Consider the following 23,480-nt stretch of genomic DNA (forward strand, 5'->3'; position numbering starts at 1 on the left):
CTAAAAATGAGGTAATGAGTATCTGCGGGTGTGGCTATGTGTTTTTAGATAAAATTTGGACTATATAACATGTGTGATTGGTATGATTTATATTACATGACTATCCGCAAAGCATACTAAATGTTTTTTTTGCCACAGATTATACAGATTCTCACAGATTTTACATGCTATTTTTAGAAATCTGTGTTAATCTGTATAATCTGTGGTCAATTTTATCGATTTGGTATTAGTCACGGATAGTGATATTATATGGTGTTTTTGTATCAGGATATAATTCAAATATTATCTACGTTCTTCTTTCTTGAGAATATACATTCATAAACAAGCTGCCCAATTGGAGCAGCTTTTTATTTTTTTTTTAAACTTAAAAACAATTAAAACGAACCACAAGTATTACCTGTAAAAGTAGCTCCAGCACCACCAGTAATATCTGCTTTAACTGCAGATGCTAAAAGAGTTACAATTGTGTACGGAGGTGTAAAAGCAGTATTACTTCCTGCAGTATTTCCTGTAACATTTGTAAAAACATTTCCAATAGCAGTAACCGCCGTATAACCAGTCATTAGATCAATAGGCTGTTTGACATTTTCGAATACATTGTTTTCAACACGGATGCTCGCTTCAAAACCCGCTGCAATACATTTGTTGCTAACAGTACTGTTGAAATAGCTATTTATAATGTGTATTTTTCCAAAACGAACTCTTGGCATTCTTTCTCTACAGCCACTAGCCCACCAGCAACGAGCGAATGTAATTCTCAATTTGCCGCGATCACCAGTTGCTCCATCACTAGAACCAATTAAATTTGAATATCTATGATCGTCAGATCCACCGGAACCTCCTGCTTTTGGCGCTTTTAAGTAGCTGAATTTTGTGTAAGATACAGTAATATAATCAGACATGTTTTTTACATCGAAATTACCATCAACACCGTCTCTAAACTCACAATGATCAACCCATACATTTTGGCAATTATCCAAAGTAGCATTGTCCCAGCCATCGGTATCATATGCACCAGGACCTTCGAAAATTAAATTTCTGATTATAATATTGGTACATCTTTTAATATATATAATACCTGAATTAGCTTTCGTTTGGTCAGTTGAAACAATTTTGGCACCACTAGCCCCATATATTGTTTTTCCAGATTGATCTTGAAAAGCTAATCTACCTGTGGAAGTTGCCGGAATTGTAATAGTACCAGTAACTTTAATCACTTTTACGGCACTATTCTCAATAGCCGATTTTAATTGAGCATAGTTAGTAACTACAGTTTCTGTAGAACTTCCACCTCCAGTTGTTCCGCCATTTTGAGATGCCCAACCAGGGACTGCAGAACAATTTCCAACTTTTGCAGTTAAACTTTTTTGAGTTGTCACTTCGGCATTGTTAGAAATACTAGTTTGGTTCTCTTCAGTTATTTTAAGATCTTCATTAGTACAACTTGCAAAACTGAAAAAAATCGCAAGTAAAAAGGTTGATAATTTTGATTTCATACTTTTTTTTATTTGGTTAATGTTAAGTTATAACACTGCAAATCTGTTAAAAACTTTAGATATAAAAGTTGAACAAGTTCAACTTTTTGTAAAAAAAATTATGGTTTTAATTTTTAATTAACAATATTTTTACATGTATTGTAATTTTTTATATTTTTGCGTAATCGATTACATTTTTTGCATCAATATGTTTTAATAAAAAAACACTTAGAAAAATTTAAGCACATATAAAACTCAACTGACATGTACGAATTACTAAGGAAGAATATAGAACGTAAAATTCCACTCACAAACAATGAATGGAAGACAATCATTGAGAAAACGGAATTTATTAAATTGAAAAAAAATCAGTTTTTACAAATTCAAGATTCAAATAGTAAATACGAAGGTTTTATTTTGAAAGGATCTTTTAAAATTTATATGCTAAAAGAAGATGGAACTGAAAGCGTTTTGTTTTTTGCATTTGAAAATGATTGGCTCTCAGATATTGAAAGCTTCTATTATCAAAAGCCAGCTAAATACAATATAAAAGCTCTCGAAGACAGTGATATATTAGTAATCAATAAGGTCAATAAAATTTTATTATTTGAACAAGTACCAAAATTAATTCAATTTCATACTTTAATGGTTGAGAGAACTAATATTGTTATGCAAGAAAGGCTTCTGGATGTGTTAAACAAGACATCGAAACAACGATATGTGGAGTTTGTAAAAAAATACCCCCACAAAAGTCACAAAATCAACAACAAAAATTTATCATCATACCTTGGAGTTTCCCATGAGTTCTTATCAAAAATTAAAAAAAGTTTTATTTAAAACAATACTGAATGTTTGAGCAATCTTAGAATAAGATAATTCGTTTAATATTTCGAATTAATAAAACACCTCTTCTTAGAGACTCATTTAAACAAGCGTTTTTTACTTTATAGTATCTTAAAACTTAAAAACCCGTTCTGAAACTTTCAGAACGGGTTTTTAATTATAAACTAACTAGCGATTAAGCCAACATAGTCACTGGATTTTCGATGTACTGTTTTAATGTTTGTAAAAACTGTGCTCCAGTGGCACCGTCAATTGTACGGTGATCACAAGCTAATGAAAGCATCATTGTGTTTCCAACTACTATTTGTCCGTTTTTAACAACTGGTTTTTCAACAATAGCTCCAACAGATAAAATTGCAGAGTTTGGCTGGTTGATGATTGAATTAAATTCAGTTATACCAAACATTCCAAGGTTAGAAACTGTAAATGTGCTTCCTTCCATTTCTGCAGGTCCAAGTTTTTTGTTTTTAGCTCTGCCTGCAAGATCTCTAACGCTAGCGCCAATTTGAGAAAGGCTCATTGTATCAGTAAATCTTAAAACAGGAACTACTAATCCATCTTCAACAGCTACAGCTACACCAATATTAACGTGGTGATTGATGATGATAGCATCTTCTTTCCATTGAGAATTGATTTTTGGATGTTTTTTCAATGCTAATGCGCAAGCTTTGATTACCATATCATTGAAAGATACTTTGGTGTCTGGAACGGTATTGATAACTGCTCTTGACTGCATTGCATCATCCATTGCAACTTCAATTACAAGGTTGTAATGAGGAGCAGTGAATAATGATTCAGCTAAACGTTTCGCAATGATTTTACGCATTTGCGAATTTTTGATTTCTTCTGTAAAAACTTCGCCGGCAGGTACAAATACTTTTGGAGCTTCAGTTTTTACAGCTTCTGGAGTTTTTGATGCAACAGCTGCAGGAACAGCTGCAGATGGAGTAAAGTTTTCGATGTCGCTTTTTACGATACGTCCATTTTCGCCAGATCCTTTAACTTGGTTTAATTGAATTCCTTTGTCAGAAGCTATTTTCTTAGCTAATGGTGAAGCTAAAATTCTTTTTCCGTCAACAACAGTTTCAATTGGTTGAGCAGTTTCTGCTGATGCAGTTTTAACTTCTTCTTTTGCAGCAGCAGCTGATGGAGCAGCTCCGCCTGCTTTATAGTTTTCAGCGATTCCGCTAATATCAGTTCCTTCTGGTCCTATAATTGCTAAAAGGCTGTCAACAGGAGCTGTGTTTCCTTCTTGAATTCCAACAAACAATAATGTTCCTTCGTTGAAAGATTCGAATTCCATTGTAGCTTTATCAGTTTCGATTTCGGCTAAAATATCTCCTTCAGCAACTTTATCTCCTACTTTTTTCAACCAAGAAGCAACTGTTCCTTCAGTCATAGTATCGCTCAAACGTGGCATTGTTACTACGATTACTCCTTTTGGTAAAGCTGCTGCTGGAGCAGATGTAGGTGCTTCGGGTGCTTTTGCTTCAGCTGCTGCTGGAGCAGATTCTGCCGGTGCAGGAGCTGTGCCTCCAGCGATTAAAGCAGATACGTCTTCTCCTTCTTTTCCAATAATTGCTAATAAAGAGTCTACTGGTGCAGTTTCTCCTTCTGGTATTCCAATATATAAAAGAGTTCCTTCATTGAAGGATTCAAATTCCATTGTTGCTTTGTCGGTTTCAATTTCTGCAAGGATGTCTCCTTCGCTGATTTTGTCTCCTACTTTTTTAAGCCAAGCTGCTACCGTTCCTTCAGTCATAGTATCGCTCAAGCGGGGCATTGTTACAATTGTTGCCATAATTGATTTATAATTTATGAGGTGTGAATGGATAGTTTTCTTGTTCGTACACTACGTCGTATAGTTGCTGGATTTCTGGATAAGGAGATTCTTCAGCAAACTGAGCGCATTCTTCAACCAAATCTTTAACTCTTTTATCGATTACTTCGATTTCTTCTTGAGTAGCGTATTTTAAATCTAAGATTACATCCAAAACTTGTGTGATTGGATCAATTTTTTTGTATTCTTCAACCTCGTCTTTAGAGCGGTATAATTGTGCATCAGACATAGAGTGGCCTCTGTATCGGTATGTTTTCATTTCAAGGAAAGTAGGTCCGTCACCGCGTCTTGCTCTGTCTATTGCTTCAGTCATTGCTTCAGCAACTTTTACAGGATTCATTCCATCAACTGGACCGCATGGCATTTCATACCCTAAACCTAGTTTCCAGATATCAGTATGGTTTGCTGTTCTTTCTACAGAAGTTCCCATTGCGTATCCATTATTTTCTACGATGAAAACTACTGGAAGTTTCCATAACATCGCCATATTGAATGCTTCGTGTAAAGAGCCCTGACGAGCTGCTCCATCACCAAAATAAGTCATAGTAACTCCGCCAGTTCCATTGTATTTATCTCCAAATGCTAGTCCAGCTCCCAATGGAATCTGACCTCCAACAATTCCATGTCCGCCATAAAAACGGTGCTCTTTAGAAAAGATATGCATTGAACCACCCATTCCTTTGGATGTTCCAGTTGCTTTTCCTAAAAGTTCGGCCATTACACGTCTTGGGTCAACCCCCATGCCAATTGGCTGAACGTGATTTCTGTATGCAGTAATCATTTTGTCTTTTGTCAAGTCCATTGCATGTAAAGCTCCTGCTAAAACTGCCTCTTGACCATTATATAAGTGTAGAAAACCTCTAACTTTTTGCTGAATGTATAATGCTGCAAGTTTGTCTTCAAACTTTCTCCAAAGGAGCATGTCTTCATACCACTTTAAATAAACTTCTTTTGTAACTTCTTTCATCTGAAATAATTCTTTTGCTTAAGTGTTATTGTTTTATCAATCATGACCTAGTAACGCAAAATAGTTTCCTCACCACAAATTTGCGCCCCAGAGGGGTCGGGATGCAAAAATAAGACATTCCTGCTAAGAACTAAAATTTAAAAGCTAATTTTTAGTTTCTTTTTTAAAGTAATTTGTTATCAAACATAAAAGGGAGTAAATTTTTTAGGGATTCAGATTGATGAATTTCTCCTGTCTCGCCAGTATAGTAAATTTTTATAGGGCTGTTCTGACGTACTTCATATTCGGATATTGATTGCCTGCAGGCTCCGCATGGAGGAACCGGAATCACCGTAGGATTATTGTCTGAAGCGGCAGAAATTGCTATTTTTAGTATAGTGGCTTCAGGGTAAAGTGCTCCAGCATGAAATACAGCAACTCTTTCTGCGCAGAGTCCAGAGGGATAAGCTGCGTTTTCTTGATTAGAACCAACAATTATTTCTCCATTGTCTAACAGAATAGCAGCTCCAACTCTGAATTTAGAATAGGGGGCATAGGCATTTTGTCTAATTTCAATTGCTTTTTTTATTAAATTTTGCTCTGCTTCAGGTAATTCTTGAATGGATCCAAAAACATTAATTTTTGAAGTAATTGTTATTTCTTTCATTCGAATATTATTTTAAACGATTTCTATATAATTTAGAATTACGATTTGTGATTATTGCAGTGACAAATGAACAATATAAAACTAAAAAAATCCAATTTCAAAATAATGAAGTTTGGATTTTTTTTAGTTTTTAAATATTAAAATTCACACTACTAATAGTTTTCATATTTTTCTCCAAAATTGAATGATAATGAGAAACGCAGAGTGTTTTCTAAAGGATTTTGAATTTTGGAAGTAGAGAATAAATAAGAAACATCTATTTTGACAGTACTGTATTTAAATCCAGCCCCAAGCGAGAAAAACTCCCGAGATCCTTTGTCTGGGCTTTCATGAAAATATCCAGCGCGAAATGCAAAGGCATCCTGATAAACATATTCTGTTCCAAAAGAATAGGTGATTTCTTTTAATTCCTCACTAAATCCGCCAGGTGCATCCGTAAATGACTTAAACATTCCTGAGAACCAGCCTGTAGAGTTGTATTCAGTTTTAGCAAGATCACTGTCAGTTTTGTTAATTATTCCGTCTCCATTAATGTCAGCTCCTTGATAACTGTCGCCATCGTATGAAACTTGAGGAGTAGGAACCATTAATTTGCTAAATTCCAGATTAACGCCGATGGTGCTGTATTCGTCCAAAATAAAATCAAAACCTCCTCCAAGTCTCATGTTTGCAGGCAGAAAATTGGCATTTATGTCGTCGTTGTCGTAACTCATTTTAGGTCCCATATTCTGAAAATTAAATCCTGCTCTCCATCTTCCATTAAAATCATTATATGCAATTTCTTCAGATTGATAAAACCCTGCAACATCTACAGCAAAACTGCTTGAAGAAGAAGCATCATTATTATCGGTTGCTACTTTAAGGTTAGAATTGATGAAACGTCCGCCGACTGCCATTGAGAATTTTTCGCTTAGCTTCATCGAATAAGATAAGTCAAGCGCAAATTCATTTGGGGATACTCTTTGCACTGGACTGTCAAAATCTTGTCTTAGATCAATATCTCCTAACCCAAAATAACGGAAACTGGCAGCGAATGCACTTTTTTCACTGTATTTATTGTAATATGTTAACTGCGCTAATGAAATGTCATTTACCAAGGCTGTTAAATAGGGAGTGTAGCTTACTGAAAACCCATGCTGATCCGTAGCAAAGGCATATTTGGATGGATTCCATTGCTGCGAAAAGGCATCTGGAGAGGAGGCTACTCCGTTATCGGCCATACCTGCGGCTCTAGCGTCTGCGGCAACTAAAAGAAAAGGAACTGCTACTGTTATAGGTCTTTCTTGGGCATACGTAAAATTAAAGATGTAAAAGAATACGATTAATAAGGACGTTTTTTTCATCACTTTTAAAAAAAATTAATTGGTATAAATATACTATATTATTAAAGAATCACAAGTTTTTCAATCTTTTCAGCTTTCTTGTTTGACAAGACTGCTTTTACTGTGAGCCTGTACACATAAACTCCTTTTCCAATTTTATTTCCAAAATCATCTCGAGCATTCCATGTTATATCTCGCGATAGAAAGCCTGGAGTAGTAATAGTTTGGTTTTTTGTCCAGACTATTTTTCCAGTAATTGTCAATATTTGAATTTGGACTTCTAATGGTTCATTAGGTTTATTATGGGTAAACCAAAACTCAGTATAATTGACACATGGATTAGGGTAATTTAATACATTTGTCAATGTTACTGTTTCGTTGCCAACTACTAAAAATTGTATTTCAGAAGTTGCTGCGTTATTATAAACATCCCAAACAGTAAATGTAATTGTATGAAGACCAGCTTTTAAATTTCTTAAAGGAAAATGTAAATTCCCAGTCATATAACTGTCTAATTCTGTTTGGTAATAATCATTTAATATAATAGGATTGCTTACATCACCGTCTAATACAGCTACTATATCATGGCCAATTCCCCCTGCGGTGTTTATCCCGCTTTCATCCTCCATATTCGCAATAAAAACGGGAGATTCATTGGTTATTCCTCCTGAGACAAAAGTTTCATCATTCATATATAACTTCACTTTTGGGCTATTATTGTCTGTGGCAGCATTTTCATTTATTCCGCCTACTTTTATTGTTGTGTCATAACCTGTGACGTCTTCTGATAATTGATTTTTTTGGGAATAAAAACTTATTTTTCCGCTGCCTAATGGAATACGGATATCTTTCGGGACAATAAAATTACATTCAAACTGTCCATTAATTACAGATGCATTTCCTCTAAAAATTGCTTCGCCTAATGTTGTAAAGTTTATCGACGGGCTGTATCCGTCATTGTTTAAAGTTTTTTTTGTTATTTTCTTATCAAACAGGACTGCAGACAAAGAACCATTGTAATTTGGCATCGGAATATTATTTTCGTCTGTTATTTGTCCTGATATTTTCATTTTAGCTAATGATTTAAAATCAGGAATTGTTTGATTGATTGGGATATCGTTTACTTTTGTAAGTATTACTTTTGGTTTGGGGATAGCAAGGAATAATGCAGGATCTCCTATATATAACACAACATTCGTTGCTGCATTTGGATTTTCATTTTTAGAAACTCTTAAAGCTTCAGCAATAGAAACATATTGATTTGTACCATAAGCGAAAAGATTTTTTGCAAAAACATCATTAAAGTTTTCAGCACTAAATTGCCCAATTTCCCGAATAGTTGAAATTAGAGAAATCGCCCCCCCTTTTGAATTCCAATAAATATACTCTCCAGCGGTAGGTCTTTTTGGGTTATCAAAACGAGAAAATTCGCATGTTATAGTAATAAATAAAGGATATTTGTATTGATTACTTAAGCTTTGACTGTTAGTTTTGTCCCAAATTCGTTCACTTGCCAGTCCATCTTCTCCTCCATGTCCTAAATAATTAAAGACTAATGCTCCTTTTTCAAATTCGTTGTAAAATTCAGATTTTGCAGCTGGATATCTTTCACCGCCCGCAGCGGCTTCTTGTGTGTAGGAATCGAGGAATATTTTGGACACATTTAAAAAAGGTTTTTGAACTTCAATTTCATCAGCCAGAGTATTTTGTCTTGACTGCAAAGTGGCATCTGTAGATTTGTCGGAATCATCCGCAAGAGTTACATAATTATTTCTCCAAGAGCCATAAGCTTTTTTGTTATAATATTCGAAAATCTTATTTATCATTTCATCAGCTTGGGCTGTAGTGCTTACTAACATTCGGCCAACGGCTATGTCAATACCTCCATAATCATTAGTAATATTACCTTCAGAATCGTCCATCAATCCAAAAAAATCATCCGATGCAAAAGAATCTTCACCAATGGTGTTGCTAATTAGGGCTTCATAAATAGGGACAATGTTATTATTGTTAGATATTCTGTTTTTGTAATCGAATGAGGCATCTCCAAAGAGATTTATATATCGTACTTTTTTATCGCTGGAAGATGCATTATTGTAAATGTATTTAATACAGTTTCTGATTGCGGCTATATCTTGTTTACCAGAAGAGAATTCTTGGTAAATAGATTCCAGAGTAAGAACTTTTGTGTTCAAATTTGAATTTGCCCGATGAAAAGCGGCTAGTTTTTCTGCTTGAATTTTTAAGAATTCAGGTGTAATAATTATGTAATCAATATCTTGAAATTGTCCTTGGGTGTTTTTAAATACGGTGCCTTTTATATTGGCGTTGGCTATTTTAGATTTGTTTTCTTTTAGAGGAATATAGTAATCGTTTTGATCAACGGCGATGTATTTTTGCGAATCTCCAAGATTTGCCTTGAATGAAAATGTATTTGCATTCTTGTTTTCTGTTTTTGTTACATTATAAATATCAGTTATATTCCAAATTTGAGATATAGAAGAAGCATTTGTGAAATTATAAGAAACAACGCCAATACTTGAATTTGCTAAGTCGTATTGAAAATGAAATTGTTTTCCATATCCCTGCAGTTTGCTTTTTGCTTTTAATTGTATAAAATCCAAAAAGCCTTTAGAGCCAGGAACACCATTATTATTATAGGTTAATTTGATTTTTATAGTTGAAGAACCTGTAAATGCAGCGTTAGTCAGTTTATTGCTGGAATATTGTATCTCAGAACCTGTATTCAATGAAGCAAATGATACTGTGCCAATATCTGATCCATTAGCAGCAACTTTAAAAGAAGTAGGAGTGTAAGCTGCAGAAGCTAAAACAACATTTGAAGTTACAGGGACAGAAGAGTCAATATTTGGAAAGTCAAATGTGAATTCCTGAGTATCATTAATTTCGAATGATTCTCCAACCCATTGACGTCCAAGCTGGGCTATATTTGTTAAATCAACTTCATGAAATTGCTGGTCATCATATGATGTTAGCGATATAGTGCTTGGTGCTGCTGGTTGTGATACATCCATAATTCTTTTACCGTCATCTCCCTGTATAGTTACGTAATAGTAGGATTTTGTATCATATAAATTAAGGTTAGTCTGGCTTTCTTCATTCCAATCTGATATTCCTTGGCCATAGAATAAAATGTAATCTTCAGAATTGAAAACACCATCGCTTTCTCCTTGAATTTGAATAGCATTTTCAGTTAAATCGGCTGGGTAGTAACTGCTGTTTGCAAGCGGAAGCATTTTGCCTCCGTTACCGTAAATCTTTATTCTTTTGGGATTAACTCCGTTTAGATTGAGTCCGAGCTGCTGCAGGAAATCTTTAGAAATTTTATAAACTCCAGATTTTTCGATATAAAAGCGATACCAGTCTCCGGAACTCAGAACTGAATTGGTAATGCTGGTGCTGTTTTTAATTGATGAATTTTTCTTTGCCGAGCCGCTATTAAGAGTGTATGAAAAGGATTTTATTCTTTTGTACCCTGAATTGTCTCTGATTATTGGAGAAATCTTTAGGAAATTTTGAATACTGTTTCTGGATTTTGTGCTGTAAAGTTTAGTTTTTATTGTAAGAGGAATGCCTGCTGGATTTAAATTTCCAATAAAAGATGGTGCTGCAGATTCGTATATTATGTTAGTAATTTGGATACTATTCGGGTCTAAATCTGAGCTGTTATTTAGATTTAAATTACAATAAACTGCTTGGTTAAAATGATCATAAAAGTAGCTATTCCCTTTAAAAACTGGGGCTTGAGGTTTGTTGCCGACAGATGACGCAGCATTGTTTTCAATCCAGTCTATAACAACATCTCCATTAGTCTGAGAAAACGTTATTAGGGGGAAAAGTATGGTAAAGCAAAAGACTAGATTTTTCATGAAAATGGATAACGATTTGGAGTGTAAATAATTGCTAAAAGTAAATAAAAAATTTTAAAAGTCTTTTTCCTTGTTTTGTGTAATAAAAAATATATTTTTGCGTTTTAATTAGATCTAAAAAAACGTTAAAAATTATATTAAAAAGGGTTTTGCAGTTTAATTTTAATTATTACATTGCACTACCTAAATTTTAATAATTACCTACCAGAAACTATGAGAGTAAATAAGACTATTCCGCTAAAAGTAATGCTATCCCTTGCATTAATATTAGGATTAGCTAGTTGTAGCAAAAAATCTAAATCCGATAGCGCATCAAGAGGCACAGGTTGGAATGTAAGCAGTTCCAAAGGAGGTTTTGCTAAAGGAACAGCGGGTAAACCACAAGAAACAGGTCCAGGATTGGTATTTGTAGAAGGCGGAACTTTTACAAAAGGACTAGTTCAAGACGATGTGATGCACGATTGGAACAATGTACCAAGCCAACAGCACGTCATGTCTTTTTATATGGACGAGACTGAGGTGACAAACTTAATGTATCTTGAATATCTTGAGTGGCTGAAAAAAGTATACCCTCCAACAGAAGAAAATTATAAAAACATTTACGAAGGAGCTTCGCCTGATACACTTGTATGGAGAAATAGATTGGGATATAATGAAACTATGACCAATAACTATTTAAGACATCCTGCTTATGCTAATTATCCTGTTGTTGGGGTAAATTGGGTGCAAGCTGTTGAATTCAGTAAATGGAGAACAGACCGTGTAAATGAAGCGGTACTTGAAAAAAATGGATATTTAAAGAAAAATGCTAAAACATTAGATGTTTCTGCTGAAAGTAATTTCAATACTGAAACTTATTTGGCTTCTCCAACATCTACTTACGGAGGAAACGAAGAAATTCTTTTGAAAGGCAGAGGAGCTCGTAAAAAAGCACCAAAACCAGATAAAGATGGAAATGTTGCTGAAGAGAAAAATGTTTATGCACAAAGATCTTCAGGAATTCTATTGCCAGAATACAGACTGCCAACTGAGTCTGAGTGGGAATACGCAGCAGCTGCTGATGTAGGACAAAGAGAGTATAATATCTATAAAGGTCAAAAGAAATATCCTTGGTCTGGAAGCTACACTCGTTCAGGAAAAAGATCTAATAAAGGTTTCCAATTGGCTAACTTCAAACAAGGTAATGGTGATTACGGCGGAATCGCAGGCTGGTCAGATGACGGAGCTGATATTACAAATGAGGTTAAACAATATCCAGCAAATGATTTTGGATTGTATGATATGGCTGGTAACGTTGCGGAATGGGTTGCTGATGTTTACAGACCTATTGTAGATGTAGAAACTAATGATTTTAATTATTTTAGAGGAAATGTTTATACCAAAAATAAAATTGGTAAAGACGGAAAAATTGAAATTATCACTAATCAAGATATTGTTTATGATACATTAAGCAATGGTAAATTAGTTCCAAAACATTTACCAGGTGAAATAGCTCAAGTACCAGTTGATGATAATGAAACGTATTTAAGACAAAACTTCAGTACTAGTGATAATATCAATTACAGAGACGGTGACAAACAGTCTAGTAAGTATTATAAGTTTACAAGTTCAGATGCTGATAATGGAAAGAAATCAGATAAAGAAATCATGTATAATTCACCTAAACAAAATGTAAAAATTGACAGTTTAGGTAATATGGAAAGAAAATACGATAAGTCTAACAAAAGAACTACTTTGATAAATGATGCTGTTCGTGTATACAAAGGAGGTTCTTGGAGAGATAGAGCTTATTGGTTAGATCCTGCACAAAGAAGATTCTTCCCGCAAGATATGGCTACAGATTATATTGGATTCAGATGTGCTATGTCTAGAGTAGGTTCTAAATCAAATACCAAAAAAACACCAAGAAATTAATTTTTTTTAGATAATACCAATAAAAGCCCTTTCATTAGGGCTTTTATTTTTTAAAATATATTTATATATGGATATTAATTACATTCATAGTCTATTTTTGAAATGCAGTTCGGTTTCAATAGATACACGTAAAATTTGTGCTAATTCATTTTTTGCTGCGATCAAAGGAGATAATTTTGATGCAAACACTTTTGCTAAGGAAGCTTTAGATAAAGGAGCTTCGTATGTATTGATTGATAATAAAGACTATTTTATTGACGAAAGAACTATTTTGGTTGATAATTCTCTGGCTGCACTGCAGGAATTAGCTAAGTTTCACAGGAATTATTTGAAACTGCCAATAATTGCTCTTACCGGAAGCAATGGTAAAACAACGACCAAAGAATTGATAAATGTTGTTCTTTCCAAGAAATTTAAAACCAAAGCAACCATTGGAAATTTAAATAATCATATTGGGGTGCCATTAACATTGTTGTCTTTTAATGAACAGACAGAGATTGGAATTGTAGAAATGGGGGCCAATCATAAAAAAGAAATTGAGTTTCTTTGTGAAATTGCACAGCCGGATTATGGGTATATTACTAATTTTGGTAAAGCACATCTTGAAGGTTTTGGAGGTGTTGAAGGTGTTATTCAGGGGAAAAGTGAGATGTATCAATATCTTTCAAATAATGATAAATTAGCTTTTGTAAATTTAGAAGACCCTATCCAGGTTGAAAAGACAAAAGATTTAAAGTCGTATTCTTTTGGGGTAAATAAAAATGATGCAGATGTAAATATTGATCATATTGAAGCTAATCCTTTTGTAACTGTATCGTATTCACTAAATCAGATTTCATCACATTTAATTGGTTTGTATAACGCTAATAATATAAATGCAGCAATTGCAATAGGGAATTATTTTGGTGTTGAAGGAGGTTCTATTAAAGAGGCTCTCGAAAGTTATATTCCTGAAAACAACAGATCGCAGCTAATAACTAAAGGGACAAATGAAATTATTTTAGACGCATATAATGCAAATCCCAGCAGTATGAAAGTGGCGATTGAAAATTTCGTGCTTTTAGATAAAAAGAAAAAAACACTTTTTCTTGGCGACATGTTTGAATTGGGAGATGAAAGTCTGGCTGAACATAAAGGAGTCTTAGAGCTGCTTGTGAATCAAGATCAGATTGATTGTTATTTTATCGGAAAAGATTTTTATCAAAATAAAATAGCAAAATCAAATTTTTTCTTCTTCGAAAATTTTGAAAATTTTTCTGAAGCCATTAAAGTGAAAAAAATTGATAATAACATGATTCTCATTAAAGGGTCCAGAGGAATGGCTTTGGAACGTACTCTAGAATTCATTTAAAAAGAAAACCAGCATTCAAATGCTGGTTTTCTTTTTTTAAATACTCATTAAAAAGCCTATTAGATTTTCTTTTTTATTCAATCCTAGTTTTTTTCTAAGTCTGTATCTGGCTAACTCAACCCCTCCAATAGAAATGTTCATAATTTCTGCAATTTCTTTTGTAGACATATTCATCAGTAAATAAGTAGATAGGTCTAGTTCTCTTGGTGATATTGTAGGGTATTTCTCTTTAAGTCTTTTTAAAAAATCGAAATGGACATTTTTGATGTGTTTTTCTAAGTCTTTCCAGCTTTTGTCGTTATTAACTTCTTTTACGATGCTTTTGTTTAATTTATTAACTTGAAATTTCATAGGTTCATCTAAATTCTTAGTGTCAATTTCTTTTACTTTTTGTAAAATTCCATTTAGAACCTTATTTTTTTTCACAACCTGCAATGAGTTTGTAACGAGTTCTTTGTCTTTCGCAAGAATTTGAATCTGCAGTTTGTCATTTTTTAACTTCTCAATTTCTTTTTCTAATTCAAATTGTCCTTGGCGTATTTTGGATTCTTTTTCCAGATACAGCCTTCGCTGTTCTATGGTTTCGTAGTATTTGTTTTTTCTTATTTTTAGCTTTACTCTGTTGTATCCAATATAAACAGCTAATATGATAAGTATGAGATAAGTCAAGTATGCTAAAGGGTGCCTGTACCATGGCGGGGAAATTGTGAAGTATAATTTTGCTGGTTCAGATTCCACACCGTAGCTGTTTTTAACCTTAACTTTCATGACATAGTCGCCTTCTCTTAAGTTGGTGTATTCTTTCATTGAACTAGAAGTCCAGTTAGTCCAATTTTCTTCAAAAGGTTCTAATTTATAGGAATAGGCCGTGTTTTGAGAATTCTCGTATATAGGTGACGAAAATGTAAATTTTACTTGATTTGCACTGTAAGCTAAATTGTAATTTTTATTACTGTTAGATAGGTTTCCGGTTACAATAGTATCTTGAAGGGTACTAAAGCTGTCTATATAAACTTTTGGTTTTGTGATAAAATTGTTCGGAATAGTAAAATCAAAATGTGCTAGACCTTCCGTAAGTCCGATGAAAACATTGTTTGGATTTACTGTGTTAATGGATATGTAATCGGTAACTAAATTAGCTGATAAATTAGTGAAAGGAGCTTCTCTTTTGGTATAATTGCCATTCTTGTCTTTTTCAAGCACGCCTAATAATGTATTATGACGATACCATATGTTTCCAATTTTATCTTCTATTATTCTATTTAATTGGTGTGTATTCTTGAATAATGATGATATTTTTTTGTCCTCAAAAAAGATTTCCTGTTCTTTGGAATATCTAAAAAAATGATTTTTTGTCTGAAAATATATTTTATCGTTTAGTTTTTGGATGCTTTCAATACCGTTGTATTTTTTACTAATTTTTGGGTGAATTGTAATTTTTTTAAATTTTTTCAAATCGTCTGATAATTCCATTTGATATAAAACGGAATTTTTTTTAACCCAAAGGAAATCTTCATCTAAATATGTTTCCAGCATGTTAGCTGCTTCATCAAAACCTGCTACAGAATTTTCAAATTCGAATTTATTATTCTTTTTTTTGAATATTGAAAAGCCGTTATAGTTTTCTCCAAGAATACTGCCTGGATGATTTGGAATGCTCAAGAAGCCAAAATACCCCTGATGATTAAGTACCTTCGCAATTCTATTGTTTTCTATTAATAATGCTCCATTATTGCTGGCGCAAAGTAATTGTCCGTCAATAAGCTGAATGTTCCATGCCTGTGAGATTGTGCCTTCTACTCTGTTAAATGGTTTGTCAAAACGCATTTCATCATATTTTTGATAAAAAAGACCTTGATTTGTTGCGACATATAATATGTTTTTGTGAACCAAAGAAGCATAAACGGTTCCCATGTTATAACTATAATCGAAATAAGTAAACGGAGAATTTTCGGTTATAAATGTAATCCCATTATCAAGTCCCAGCCATAGATTGCTGTTTTTGTCGACAAATGATTTTAGGACAGTATTATTTTGGATGCCTTTTTGTCTGTTTAAATGCTGAATTATTTTCCCGTTTAAGTCAGAAATTATAACTCCATTTAGAACGGTATTAAATACAATGAATTTGTTTTTAATCATACATCCGCCTAAGGAAGAGTTTTTTTGAAGATAATCATTAGCCTCAGTACGCCACGGCTGTATTGAATTGTTGTCATATATAAATAATCCGTTTTCTAAAGTGGCTATTATTAGTTTGTCGTTTGGAAGAGGAAATATAGCCCATATTTCAGAATTGTTTAATGCGGCAGTGCCTTTTAACGGGGTGAATTTCTCTTTTGAGTAGGATAATAATCCTAATTTTTTGTCTTGAAAATAAAGTTTATTGTTTACTAAAAATGAAAACTGGAAATTGTTTTTACATTCATAGTAACGTAATTTATTTTTTTTTAGAAAAAACACTTTTGTAAAAGATTGAAAAATCACCTCATCTTGGTAACAATGAATTTTCCAAATTAGATTTATTTTTTTTGAAATGTTTTTGTTTTTTATAAAACCTTGTGATAATGAGTGATAAGTAAGGTTTCCTTTCTCATTGTTTAAAAAATATCCAAACTCATTATTTCCTCCCACATAAATTCTGCCTGAATCATCAGTTTTTAAACTTTGCAAAACGGAGGCGTTAGGGAGCAAAAATTTATGCCAGTTTGTTCCGTCAAATTTTAACAGACCGCTGCCATTGGCAAAGTAAAGATTTCCTTTTTTATCTTGATCGATATCCCAATTTTGAGGTCCTCCTTTATATTCATTTCTTTTATAATTTCTAATGTCTGGTATTCCTAACTCTTTAACTTGTGAATAAGCCGTTCTGGCAGGCAGAATGGCTAATAATAGAGATATTGTGAGTATTGCTGATTTCGTAAATTTCATCTAATTTTTTAATTATTCTGTAATATGTCTTGATTTTTAGGCATCATTGGCAATGCGTATATGTCATTATTTTATTAGTGAATATTTAATGTTTATTATTTATGTAAATGTAGGGTATTTTTTTTAATTAACATATTGATAACAATTCAATTTTAATTTTAAAATATTGATTTAGAGTTATTTGAAAAAAATATGATGTGTTTTTGTAATATATCAATTTGGCATTTGATGGGTTTTTGTTATGTTTATTTTTTATTGATTTTGTTTTTTTTAACTTATTATTGCATCAAATTACTAATTAATTAACCAAAATTTTTAGAAAAATGAAATTAACAAAATTACTTATTTTTTGTGTTTCGTCTTTACTCTTTACGGTAGTCATGCAGGCGCAGGACATTACTATTAATGGAAAAGTAAATGATGAAAAAGGGATGCCTGTCCCAGGAGCAACTATTTTAATTAAAGGGACGCCAACAGCTGTTTCCTCGGATTTTGATGGAAAATTTGAAATTAAGGCTCCTTCTAATGGTGTCTTGGTAATCAGTTTTGTAGGCTATACAACATTGAATATACAAATTAGCGGCAGGACACAAATAACGGCGCAATTGAATCCAGAATCGCAAAACCTGAATGAAGTTGTTGTAGTTGGATACGGAACCCAAAAGAAAATCTTGACAACTGGCGCAAGTCTTAGCTTAAAAGGAAAAGATATTGCGGCATTGAAAACAGGTTCAGCTATGGAAGCTCTTCAAGGGATCGCTCCAGGGGTTAGTGTTACTAGAAATAGTGGTGCTCCAGGTGCAGGTACTAAGGTGACGATTCGTGGACTAGGAACTGCAGGAAATTCAAACCCATTATACATTGTTGATGGTGTATCTGTAGACAATATTGATTATTTAAGCCCTTCAGATATTGGTTCTATCTCTGTATTAAAGGATGCAGCTTCTGCTGCGATTTATGGGTCTAGAGCTGCTAATGGAGTTGTTTTGGTTACTACCGTAAAAGGAGTTAAAGACCGTCCGGCGAAGATTAGTTATGATTATTTCTTCGGTATTCAAAATATATACAAAAACTTAGATCCATTGAATGCACAAGAATACATGTACATAATGGATGAAGGAATGGTTAATGATGGTTTGGCTCCAAATGATTGGCATACAATGCTTACCAATAATACTTGGCTAAATAACACTTATCCTGGAACTGGTACTCAACCAGGAACAGGAACTCAATATGGTGAAGAAATATGGAATAAGCTTCAAGGTGGCTGGCAAGGTACTAACTGGATTAATGAAATGACCAAGAAAGATGCTCCAGTTGTGAATCATGCCTTAAATATTACTGGCGGAACTCAGGATGTGACGTATTCTATGGGTATTTCTTATTATGATCAAGATGGTATTATAGGAGGCAATATTATTGATGCAGGTTATAAAAGGCTTACAGCAAGAATGAATACAGACATTGTATTAAAAAAGAATAGCAGTCATAATATTATTACTGTAGGGGAAAATTTTACTTATACGAATACGCAAAATAGAGCTGTCGCTGCGGGTAATATTTATTATAACGATTTGCACAACGGATTGGTGCAGAATCCTTTGCAACCAGCGTATTGGCAAAATTCTATAGATAAGAATATCAATCAATTTGGTTTTTCTCCAACTTTGGATGGAGTATCTCCATATCAAACCAACCCTTTGGCAGTTATGTATTATCGTAATAATTACAATTACGGTAAAGGAAATTCTATTACAGGAAATGTGTATGCAGAAATAGAGCCTATTAAAGATTTGAAATTTAAATCTGTTTTTGGTATCACATCATGGTTTGGTCATAGTAGATCTATGAATCCAATGTATAATCTAGGGGAAAAGTATAGAGATAATATTGATGGCGCTTCACAAGGAGAATATATGGGAGCAAATACTACTTGGACCAATACACTTACTTATAATAAAAATATTGGAGATCATAATATTTCGGGTTTAATAGGGACTGAATTAATTAGAAATGATTTAAATGATCAGGTTGGCGGTTCAAGAAATGGGTTACTTTTCCCAGGTGATCCAAAATATGCTTACATAAACAATACTAAAGGTGCCGCTACTATAGGCGATATTAGCAATTATGGTGCTGATTATGCAGCTGGAGGCGGAGCTATACAATCATTTATGGCTAGATTACAGTATGATTATAAAGAAAAATATTTGCTATCTGCAACAATGCGTGCTGATGGTTCTTCCAATTTTGCTGCCGGAAACAGATGGGGCTATTTTCCATCAGTATCGGCGGGATGGATTTTAACCAAAGAAGATTTTATGTCCAGCACTTCAGGTTTTCTTGATTATGCTAAATTAAGAGCCAGCTGGGGGCAAAACGGAAATCAATCGATAGATAATTTCATTTACTCTTCTCAAATAGCATATGCATTTCCAGGTTATTTCTTTGGAGACACTAAGCCTGTTTCTGGAACTACTTCGTATCCTCAAAAAGTTGTTAACCCTGATGTTACTTGGGAAACATCAGAGCAATTGGATTTAGGATTAGATGCTCAGCTTTTTAATTCAAAACTGGGATTGACTTTTGATTGGTATAAGAAAACAACTAAAGATTGGTTGGTTGAAGCCCCTATTTTAGGTACGTTCGGTGCTGGTGCACCCTATATAAATGGAGGAGATATTGAAAATAAGGGATTTGAAATTTCTGTTACTTGGAATGATAAAATAGGAGATTTTAAATACGGAATAACTCTTAGTGCAGCTAAAAATAAAAATACAGTTACTAGAATTGCTAATGCTGATGGAATAATTCATGGTGATCCCAATATATTATCACAAGGAACAGGAGAAGTATCTAGAATTGAAGTAGGACAGCCTATTGGTTATTTTTATGGTTATAAAACAGCAGGAATTTTACAAAATCAAGACGAAGTGGATGCTTATGTAGGTCCTGATGGAAAACCATATTTTAAGGATCAGCGCCCGGGTGATGTTCGATTTGTGGATTTAAATAACGATGGAGTTATTGATGAAGATGATAAAACCTATTTAGGAAAACCAAATCCTGATTATGAAGTAGGTCTTCAGTTGAATTTTGAATACAAAGGAGTGTATTTGAACACTACTTTGGCTGGGAAATTTGGGATGCAGGTAATGCAATCCTATAGATCATTTGCAGACAGCCCTACTCAAAATTACACCACGGATATTTTTAATCGCTGGCATGGTGAAGGAACCTCAAATACAATGCCTAGGTTGAGTTCAGTTTCTAATAGAAATACAAATGAAATTTCAGATATTTATATGCATAATGCTGATTATTTGAGGATTAATAACTTAACAATCGGTTATAATTTTAATGAAGTTTTATCAAATGTTAAATTTATTTCCAACCTAAAAATGTATATGGCTGTTAATAACCTTTACACTTTTACTAATTATAAAGGAATGGATCCTGAGGTACGTTTTGCTGGAACTAGTCCTGACGGTTCAGGTGCTCACCCCAAAGGATGGGCATCTGGAATCGATCTTGGATTATATCCACAGGCAAGAACAGTAATGTTTGGAATGAGTGTTGACTTTTAATCTTAAAATTTTGAAAATGAAAAAAATAAAATATTTTATAGCTATTTCAACCATTTTTGTTGCATCTAGCTGTACGGACTACTTAGATACAGAAAATATTTACGGTAAAAGTTTGGAAACTTATTATAAAAATCCAACAGATATCACCGAAGCTATGTCCGGTGTTTACAATGCAATATATACTACCAATAATGGTACTAGTCAAGAACCTATCGCTGCTAACCTTATGGATAATATGATGCTAGGTGGAGGTGGAGCAGATGATAAAGCAGCTAAAGCTGTGGATGTTTTTGAAGATCCTACTGAAGATACATATCGCAATATTTGGGTACAGTCTTATAATGGTATAGCTAGAGCCAATGCTATTATTGAAAATACTGCGAAAGCGGATTTTTCTACCTATTTCAAGACTAAAGCTGAAGCAGATGAATTTAAAAAAACGTCAATTGGTGAAGCAACATTCATGAGAGCCTTTTTCTATTTTAGATTGGCAAAATTCTTTGGGGGTGTTCCATTAATTGTACATGTGAGTGACTCCAAAACTGTTGGGAGATCTACCTATACAGAAACCTTTGCACAAATTGCAACTGATTTAAAGGATGCAATTGCCATGATGCCTGCAAAAGCTTTTCCAAACATTCCTACATCGGAGTATGGGCATGCTAATAAATGGGTTGCTGAGGCCTATTTGGCACGTGTTTTTTTAATGTATACGGGTTATATGACTAATATTGAAAAAACGGCAACAAGTGATTTGCCAACAGTTGGTGGTCCAAGTTTGACAGCTGCCGATGTCACCACTTATTTGAATGATTGTATTGCTAATAGTGGTTATAAATTGGCTGAGGATTTTAGAAATTTATGGCCTTATTCTTATATAAATAAAAGTGCGGGAGCTATTGTATTGCCTTGGGCTGCTACTAATAATTTATCTTGGGTAGGACAGGATGGTTCTCACCCAACTTTTGGTACAGGAAATTACGAGACTATGTTTGTACAGCGATTTTCATTTGGAGATTGGTCATGGGCAAATGGATCCAATTATACTAACAATTTGGCTTTGTATACCTCAATACGTGGTAATTCTTTAACTCCTTTTGGAGAAGGATGGGGCTGGTGTACAGTCAATCCAAAAATATTTAACGAGTGGGCTGATGCAGATCCGAGAAAATTAGGCTCAATCCTTCAAGTTGGTAAAGCAGAGCAGGGTACTGATGGATATACTGCGGGCAAAGGCGATCATGAAACAGGATATTTTAATAAAAAATACACTTCCCTTCAACACCCTGTTCCAGGTACAAGTACCGTTAAAGGAATGTTTGTACAACTGTATGCTTGGTCTAATGCTGATTATCAATTAATGCATGCACAGGATTTTATTTTTATGCGTTTTGCAGATGTATTGTTAATGCATTCTGAGATTACAAAAACGGCGACTGGTATCAATGCAGTAAGATGGAGAGCTGGTAAATTAGCTCCAGTTGGTTATTCTTTAGACGCTTTAAAAGAAGAGCGTTTACACGAATTTGCTTTTGAAGGATTACACTGGTTTGATTTAGTACGTTGGGGTGATGTTAATACTGCGTTCAATGGCTCATTCCCAGTTAAAAATTCAGGAAGTGACGGGACCTATACATTGAAGTATAGACCCGAAACTAAAGGATTGGTAACTATTCCAGAAACAGAAGTAAGATTGGCTAACGGAGCTTATACTCAAAATCCAGGGTGGTAAAATTGATAACGATAAATAATTATAACTATGAAAATTAATAAAATAACATATCTCATTATTGCTTCGTTTATGCTGGTTTTTTCAGCCTGCGAACCAATTGTAGAGGAAGAACATTTAGTAAATAGTACAAATATTGATGGAGTTCAATTAGTAGCTACTCAAAGCACTCCAGGCGGTAATGAAATTACTATTGATATGGTAACTCCTGGTATTACAGGATATTGGTCGAATAAAATCATTGGAAAAAAGCTTACTAATAAAGTGAAATTTGTTTATCCAGTACCCGGAAAAGCTACATTTAAGTATACAGGGTCTTTGGGAGCAGAATTTTTTACAAAAACAATAAATGTTCAGATCGATAAATTGGATCATCCATTAGATCAGGACTACTATGACTTGGTTGGTACAAACACAACAGCAGGTAAAACTTGGGTTTTTGATAAAGGAAATGCTGGGAATCTATGGTGGTTTATGTCACCTCCTGGCAGTCCAGATGGAGCTATGTCAGTTTGGTGGAATGCAGGTGACTGCTGCGGACCTAGTGATGCAAATGGGAAAATGCATTTTGATTTAAATGGTGCTCCAAACTATACACATTACGAAACCAGTAGTGCAGTTGGTACTAAAGGAGCCTTTAATTTAGATGTAATCAACCAAACACTTACAGTTGAAGATGCAACCATGTTAGGATCCGCTGCTGGGAATAAAAATGGTGTGTATACCATTGTTACTTTAACAGCTACCAAAATGGTTCTCTATTTAAGTAATAGTGAAACTTATGGTACAGGTTGGACATTTGTTTTCAGACCAGAATAATTTGAATTAGTTTATTTTCGAAAAAGGAAGATAAAAATGCTTCCTTTTTCGATTTTAAAATTTTAAAAATGCAGTTAATTATATATGAAGATTTAAAAAAACGGATAGACTTTTTTAAATCCTATTTTCATATTAAAATCTAAACCTTGATTCCTTACTTTCTTAC

13 protein-coding genes are annotated in these 23,480 nt (G+C 33.8%); 6 read left to right on the forward strand and 7 right to left on the reverse strand.

Going from position 1 to position 23,480, the window contains the following annotated elements:
- Window positions 1-374: 374 nt before the first annotated feature.
- Entirely contained in the window at window positions 375-1,496 is a 1,122-nt protein-coding gene (locus IRZ80_RS01730) for a polysaccharide lyase family 1 protein (RefSeq protein WP_194639654.1), read from the reverse strand.
- 243 nt (window positions 1,497-1,739) lie between these two features.
- Here IRZ80_RS01730 and IRZ80_RS01735 point away from each other — a divergent pair, with 243 nt between their 5' ends.
- Window positions 1,740-2,312: a Crp/Fnr family transcriptional regulator gene (locus IRZ80_RS01735; RefSeq protein WP_194639656.1), complete on the forward strand. Its 573-nt coding sequence runs from the start codon at window positions 1,740-1,742 to the stop codon at window positions 2,310-2,312.
- Between the two features lie 181 nt (window positions 2,313-2,493).
- Here the strand turns inward: IRZ80_RS01735 and IRZ80_RS01740 are convergent, their stop codons facing one another.
- The 5 genes from IRZ80_RS01740 to porU all read right to left on the reverse strand — a co-directional run bounded on the left by IRZ80_RS01740 (window position 2,494) and on the right by porU (window position 10,983).
- Window positions 2,494-4,119 carry a pyruvate dehydrogenase complex dihydrolipoamide acetyltransferase gene (locus tag IRZ80_RS01740; RefSeq protein WP_194639658.1) on the reverse strand — a complete coding sequence of 542 codons (1,626 nt, stop codon included), beginning with the start codon at window positions 4,117-4,119 and terminating at the stop codon, window positions 2,494-2,496.
- Between the two features lie 7 nt (window positions 4,120-4,126).
- Window positions 4,127-5,125, reverse strand: a complete 999-nt coding sequence (pdhA, locus tag IRZ80_RS01745) for a pyruvate dehydrogenase (acetyl-transferring) E1 component subunit alpha (protein ID WP_194639660.1) — start codon at window positions 5,123-5,125, stop codon at window positions 4,127-4,129.
- A gap of 163 nt (window positions 5,126-5,288) precedes the next feature.
- Window positions 5,289-5,771: a cytidine deaminase gene (gene cdd, locus IRZ80_RS01750; RefSeq protein ID WP_194639662.1), complete on the reverse strand. Its 483-nt coding sequence runs from the start codon at window positions 5,769-5,771 to the stop codon at window positions 5,289-5,291.
- A 152-nt stretch (window positions 5,772-5,923) separates the two neighbouring features.
- Complete coding sequence (porV, locus tag IRZ80_RS01755; RefSeq protein ID WP_194639664.1) at window positions 5,924-7,114, reverse strand: type IX secretion system outer membrane channel protein PorV; 1,191 nt, start codon at window positions 7,112-7,114, stop codon at window positions 5,924-5,926.
- Between the two features lie 41 nt (window positions 7,115-7,155).
- Window positions 7,156-10,983, reverse strand: a complete 3,828-nt coding sequence (porU, locus tag IRZ80_RS01760) for a type IX secretion system sortase PorU (RefSeq protein WP_194639676.1) — start codon at window positions 10,981-10,983, stop codon at window positions 7,156-7,158.
- Between the two features lie 213 nt (window positions 10,984-11,196).
- On the opposite strand from porU, the gene gldJ reads away from it, so the two are divergent.
- Entirely contained in the window at window positions 11,197-12,897 is a 1,701-nt protein-coding gene (gene gldJ / locus IRZ80_RS01765; protein ID WP_194639678.1) for a gliding motility lipoprotein GldJ, read from the forward strand.
- A 67-nt stretch (window positions 12,898-12,964) separates the two neighbouring features.
- Entirely contained in the window at window positions 12,965-14,248 is a 1,284-nt protein-coding gene (locus tag IRZ80_RS01770; RefSeq protein WP_194639680.1) for a UDP-N-acetylmuramoyl-tripeptide--D-alanyl-D-alanine ligase, read from the forward strand.
- 36 nt (window positions 14,249-14,284) lie between these two features.
- Here IRZ80_RS01770 and IRZ80_RS01775 read toward each other — a convergent pair whose 3' ends face one another.
- Window positions 14,285-17,179 (reverse strand): triple tyrosine motif-containing protein, encoded by a 2,895-nt coding sequence (locus IRZ80_RS01775; protein ID WP_194639682.1) that lies wholly within the window; start codon window positions 17,177-17,179, stop codon window positions 14,285-14,287.
- A gap of 323 nt (window positions 17,180-17,502) precedes the next feature.
- Here IRZ80_RS01775 and IRZ80_RS01780 point away from each other — a divergent pair, with 323 nt between their 5' ends.
- From IRZ80_RS01780 to IRZ80_RS01790, 3 genes are read left to right on the forward strand one after another with little or no spacing between them, the layout of a single operon-like run.
- Complete coding sequence (locus tag IRZ80_RS01780) at window positions 17,503-20,766, forward strand: SusC/RagA family TonB-linked outer membrane protein (RefSeq protein ID WP_194639684.1); 3,264 nt, start codon at window positions 17,503-17,505, stop codon at window positions 20,764-20,766.
- A gap of 16 nt (window positions 20,767-20,782) precedes the next feature.
- On the forward strand, window positions 20,783-22,498 hold the full coding sequence (locus IRZ80_RS01785; protein WP_194639694.1) for a RagB/SusD family nutrient uptake outer membrane protein: 1,716 nt from the start codon (window positions 20,783-20,785) through the stop codon (window positions 22,496-22,498).
- Between the two features lie 27 nt (window positions 22,499-22,525).
- On the forward strand, window positions 22,526-23,314 hold the full coding sequence (locus IRZ80_RS01790) for a hypothetical protein (protein ID WP_194639696.1): 789 nt from the start codon (window positions 22,526-22,528) through the stop codon (window positions 23,312-23,314).
- Window positions 23,315-23,480: the final 166 nt, after the last annotated feature.

The sequence above is a fragment of the Flavobacterium sp. HJJ genome (assembly GCF_015351475.1).
Lineage (GTDB): Bacteria > Bacteroidota > Bacteroidia > Flavobacteriales > Flavobacteriaceae > Flavobacterium > Flavobacterium marginilacus.